4 protein-coding genes and 1 pseudogene are annotated in these 5,112 nt (G+C 77.7%); 1 reads left to right on the top strand and 4 read right to left on the bottom strand.

Features of this window, described 5'->3' with window-relative positions:
• The 4 genes and pseudogenes from AC0CYZ_RS01220 to moeA form a co-directional block, all read right to left on the bottom strand.
• A pseudogene (locus AC0CYZ_RS01220) lies at positions 1-545 on the bottom strand (AAA family ATPase); the annotation flags it as partial.
• The gene (locus AC0CYZ_RS01215) at positions 542-1,567 is read right to left on the bottom strand and encodes a CDP-alcohol phosphatidyltransferase family protein (RefSeq protein ID WP_472211346.1); all 1,026 of its coding nucleotides are present in this window, start codon (positions 1,565-1,567) and stop codon (positions 542-544) included. The pseudogene AC0CYZ_RS01220 and the gene AC0CYZ_RS01215, both read right to left, overlap by 4 nt.
• A gap of 6 nt (positions 1,568-1,573) precedes the next feature.
• On the bottom strand, positions 1,574-2,359 hold the full coding sequence (locus AC0CYZ_RS01210) for a phosphatidylserine decarboxylase (protein ID WP_472211343.1): 786 nt from the start codon (positions 2,357-2,359) through the stop codon (positions 1,574-1,576).
• Between the two features lie 334 nt (positions 2,360-2,693).
• Positions 2,694-3,908, bottom strand: a complete 1,215-nt coding sequence (moeA, locus tag AC0CYZ_RS01205; protein ID WP_472211349.1) for a molybdopterin molybdotransferase MoeA — start codon at positions 3,906-3,908, stop codon at positions 2,694-2,696.
• Positions 3,909-4,067: 159 nt separating this feature from the next.
• Between moeA and AC0CYZ_RS01200 the strand changes: the two genes are divergently transcribed.
• A partial coding sequence (locus AC0CYZ_RS01200; protein ID WP_472211340.1) for a serine/threonine-protein kinase occupies positions 4,068-5,112 on the top strand: 1,045 nt, incomplete at its 3' end.

Here is a 5,112-nt window from a genome sequence, read left to right as displayed (position 1 = left end):
CCGACGGCGTAGGCCGCGTCCGCCTCGGGCTCCGCCGCGACCACCGTGAGCAGCTCGGTGGTCCAGGTGCCGCCGAGCTCGGCGGAGAGCCGGGAGCGGGTCCCGGCGGCGTCGGCGCCGGGGACGGGCGCGAGGTCCTGGGGGAGCAGCGAGACGGTGTCACCCGGCGTGAGGACCTTGCCGGTCAGGGCCAGTCGCACGGTCTCCGGGGTCACCGAGGCCGAGGCGAGCCGCGAGCCCGCGACGGTGACCGTGCGGGCCGCCGTCACGGCCACCGGCTCCACGGCGACCGCGGTCCCCGCGACGATGCCGGCGTTGACCATCGCGGTCTCGTCGAGCGTGGCCGAGCCGGGGGAGACGGGGCCCGCGGCGGGCGCGGCGAGCGCGACGGTGGTGCGGGTGCCGACCACCCGCACCGCATCCCAGGCCGTCAGCCCCAGGGCGGCCAGCACCTCCGGGTGCAGCCGGACCACCCCGCGGCGCGCGTCGGTGGCCGACGTCGAGAGCTGCGCGGTCAGCGTGACCTGCGGGACGGGGGACGTCACGGGCGCTCCTGGGGGCGCTCGGGCCCGGGTCGGTCGGGGCCGGCGCCCCGGTCGGGGCCGGAGCGGTCCGGCGGGCGCCGGTCCGGGCCCCGCCGTCGGGAGCCGCGCACCCCGAGCCGCCGCGAGCCGGGGGCCGCCTGCCCGCGGTTCATCGTCCGGCGCCCCGCGCGGGCGGCCGCGCCGGCCACGCGCCGCGGGAGGGGCCGCCGCGGCGGCAGCAGGCCGAGCCGCCGGTGGGCACGCCGCACGGCCCGGCGCTGGCGCGGCGGGACGTGCCAGACCTCGGGGTGGCGCTCCAGCCACCGGTACCGGTAGGCCGCGTAGGGGATGTGGGCCAGGTAGAGCAGGATCGCGACGGGGTAGAGCGCGAACGGGACGGCGACGACCGCGGCGGCGGCGAGCGCGACCAGCACGAGCGCCGGAGCCACGGCCGCCGGTGGGACGCGCACGCTCTTCAGCGACGCCGTCGGGATCCGCGAGATCATCAGTGCGGCGGAGAGGACGGTCCAGATCGCGACCGTCACCGGCGCCGACCACCAGCCCCTGCCGAGCAGCAGCTCGGTCGCCAGCGGCGTGAGCGCCACCAGCGCGCCCGCGGGCGAGGGGACGCCGACGAAGAACTCGCCGGCGAACGGCTTGGCCTCCGCGGCCGCTTCCGAGTCGGAGAGGGTGTTGAAGCGCGCGAGCCGCAGCGCGGTGGATACCACGAGGACGAGGGCCACCACCCACCCGACCCGCAGGTCGTGCAGCGACCAGAGGAAGAGGATCAGCGCGGGGGAGACACCGAACGACACGCAGTCCGAGAGCGAGTCGAGCTCGGCGCCGATGCGGCTCGAGGCGTCCAGGAGGCGGGCGAGCCGGCCGTCGAGGGCGTCGAAGACCCCGGCCAGGGCGATCGCGGCGATCGCGCCCACCTCGTTGCCGGCCAGCATGAACTGCACACCGGAGAGCCCGGCGCACAGCGCGAGGACGGTGACGGCGTTGGGCAGCAGGCGGACGCCGGGCGCGGTCGACGCGGGCACCGGCGCTCAGCCCCCGTCGCCCGCGACGGGCGGGAGTTCGGCGAGCACGGTCTCCGCGCCCACCGTCCGCTGTCCCACCTGGACGCCGACCGTCGAGCCCGGCGGCAGCAGCAGGTCGACCCGGGACCCGAAGCGGATCAGCCCGTAGGTCTCGCCCGCGGCCACCTCGTCGCCGACCGCCGCGTCGCACACGATCCGGCGCGCGACGAGGCCCGCGATCTGCACGACGGCGAGGTCGCGTCCCTCGGTGTCGCGCAGCCACACGGAGGTGCGGGAGTTGCCCTCGCTGGCCTCGGGGAGGTCGGCCGAGACGAACGTGCCGGGACGGTGCTCCACGGCGAGGACCCGGCCGTCGACCGGGATGCGCTGGACGTGCACGTCGTAGATCGAGAGGAACGTGCTGACGCGGGGCCGCGGCCCGGAGGGGAAGCCCTTGGCCACGAGCTCGGGCGGGGCCTCGGCGTCACCGATCACCGACAGGGTGCCGTCGGCCGGGGCGACCGCGATGCCGTCGCGGCGGGGGGTGGTGCGCCGCGGGGACCGGAAGAAGGCGGCGACGGCGGCGGTGCCCAGGACGGCGCCGACCGTCCCACGGCCGCGCGCGGCGCGGAGAGCGAGCGCACCGGCGGCCACGGCGCCGATGACGGGCCGCCCACCCGGGTGCAGCGGAGGGAGCGTCTCGCGGACGAGGTCGACCGCGTGGAGGACGGGGTGACGTCGGGGCGCCGGCAGGCGCTCGCGGGCGGTGGCGCCCGGGTCGCCGGGCGCGGGGGAGCGGTCGGACGCGACCATCGGTACAGGATCCCTCGCTCGAGGTGCGGACGCCGCGAACCTATCGGGCGCCGCGCGCGGGACACGCAGTGGAATCGCCGGGAGGGACGGGGAGCCGGGGCCGCCATCCCCCGAGACGGCGACCCCGGCGGTAACCGCTCGTCCGCTCCCCAGCGACAAGCGGTTGGTCGACGGCGAAGGAGTCACTCGATCGGCCATCGGACTACCCCGGACGAACTCGATGGCGTCCCCGCCATGAGAGTCCTCACACATGGTGCCCGATCATCGCCGGGATCCCCAAGTCGTTTCCCTCGCCCGGCCCATCGCAACCACCCACTCGGGGTCTCGACGGGCGTCACGACAGGGCGTCGAGGAGCCACACCTCGACCTCGGTGCCCGCCGCCACCTCCGTCACGTCCTCGCCCACCACGAACAGGCAGTCGGCGTGCGCCAGCGCGGCGAGCAGGTGCGACCCGGCGCCCCCGACCGGGCTCACCTCGCCGGTCACCGCGTCGAGCCGGCCGCGGCGGAACTGGCGCCGTCCGGCCGGGGAGCGCAGGTCCTCCGACACCCGCGCGGTCACCCGGGGTCGTCCGGGGTGCGGGTGGCCGGCCGCCGCGCGCAGCACCGGGCGCACGAACACCTCGAACGACACCAGTGAGCTCACCGGGTTCCCCGGGAGGGTCACGACGGGGACGGCGTGGCCGTCGTGGTCGTACCGCCCGGCCCCCTGGGGCATGCCGGGCTGCATCGCGACCTTGGTGAACGTGACACCGCGCGACGCGAACGCGTCCTTGACGACCTCGTACGCCCCGGCACTCACGCCGCCGGAGGTCACGACGAGGTCGGTGGGCTCGTCCAGCGCCGCGTCCAGGGTCGCGAGGAACTCCCCGACGTCGTCGGGGACGAAGCGCAGCAGCCGCGCCCGGCCGCCCGCGTCGTCGACGGCGGCCGCGAGCATCGGTCCGTTCGACTCGTGGATCTGGCCGTGGCGCAGCGGCTGCCCCGGCGCGACGAGCTCGGAACCGGTGGAGAGCACCAGCACCCGCGGGCGCCGGTGGACGACGAGCTCGGCGGCGCCGACCGCGGCCGCCAGCCCGATCTGCGCCGGGCCGAGCACCGTGCCCGCGGCGAGCACGACCTGCCCGGCGGCGACGTCGTCGCCCGCGCCCCGCACGCTCTGCCCGACCTCGACGGCCTTCGCCACCGTCACCGTCGCACCCGGGAGCCCGCCGTCGGTCCACTCCACCTGGACCACCGCGTCCGCGCCGTCGGGCAGCGGGGCGCCGGTCATGATCCGGTGGGCGGTCCCGGGCGCGAGCGGCGGACCGTCGACGCGGCCCGCGGGCACGTCCTCGGGCACGGGCAGCGTGACCGGAGGGCCGCTGAGGTCCGCGGCCCGCACGGCGTAGCCGTCCATCGCGGAGTTCGCGAACGGCGGGAGCGCGATCGGGGAGGAGAGGTCGGCGGCCAGCACGCGGTCACGAGCCTCGGCGAGCGGGACGGTCTCGGTGCCCGTCGGCGCGACGAGGGCGGCGACGGCCGCGGCGTGCTCCTCGACCGGGCGCATCGCGGCGGGGTCGCCGTGGTCGTGCCCGTGCCCGCCGTCGTGCCCGTGCCCGTGCCCCTGCTGCCGTGCGTCGTCGCCCACGGCGCCATCGTGCCCGCCCGGACACGGCGCGGGCCGAGCGGACCCGGACGATCCCGCCCGGCGACTACCCTGCGCACCGTGTCGGTCCCCCCGTCGGACGACCGGCCGGGCGGCTCCCGGCCGGGTTCGCCAGCGCGCTCCGACGAGGACCTGAGCGGCAGCGCGCTCGGCCGGTTCCGGGTGGAGTCCGTCATCGGGCGGGGCGGGATGAGCACCGTCTACCGCGCCACCGACACCCGGCTCGACCGGCGGGTCGCGCTCAAGGTCATCGACCCCGCGCTCGCCCGCGACGACGAGTTCCGTGCCCGGTTCCTCGAGGAGGCCCGCAACACCTCGGCGGTCGACCACCCGCACGTGGTGCCCCTCTACGACGTCGACCGCGCCCCCGGTCCCGGCGGCGAGGAGCGGCTCTACATCGCGATGCGCCACGTCGACGGCCGCGACCTCGCGACGCTGATCGGGGGCCGCCCGCTCGCCCCGGAGCGCGCGCTGCGGCTGCTCGACCAGGTGGCCGACGCGCTCGACGCCGTGCACGCCCACGGCCTGGTGCACCTCGACGTCAAGCCGGCGAACGTGCTCGTCGAGACCCGCGGGGGGCTCGAGCACGCCTATCTCGCCGACTTCGGCCTCACCCACCGGGGCGCCACCGGGCACCGAACGCACGCCGGGGACTTCCTCGGCTCGCCCACCTACGCCGCGCCCGAGCACCTGCGCGGCGAGCCCGTCGACGCCCGCACCGACCTCTACTCGCTGGGCTGCGTGCTCTTCACCTGCCTGACCGGGCGCGCGCCCTACCGCGGGACCGTGACCGAGGTCATCGACGCCCACCTCGCGGGGAAGGTGCCGGCCGCGACGGAGGTCCTCGGGGCGACGGTGTCGGGCGCCCCGCCGCTGGGCCGCGGGGTCGACGAGCTGATCCGTCGGGCGCTGGCCACCGACCCGGCCGTGCGTCCGGGGAGCGCGCGGGACCTGGTGGCGGCCGCCCGGGCGGCGCTGACCCGGCGTCCGCCGCCCGGGCGCCCGGCGCCGGTGCGCCCCCGTCCGGGCCCGCTCCCGACGGGGCCGGTCCCGGCGGTCCCGGCCGCCCCGGCCCGGCGCGAGGGGAACCCTCGTGCGGATGGAG

It is taken from the genome of Actinomycetospora sp. (assembly GCF_055612215.1).
Note: the sequence above shows the minus strand (reverse complement) of the source record. Positions and strands in the feature narration are given on the sequence as shown.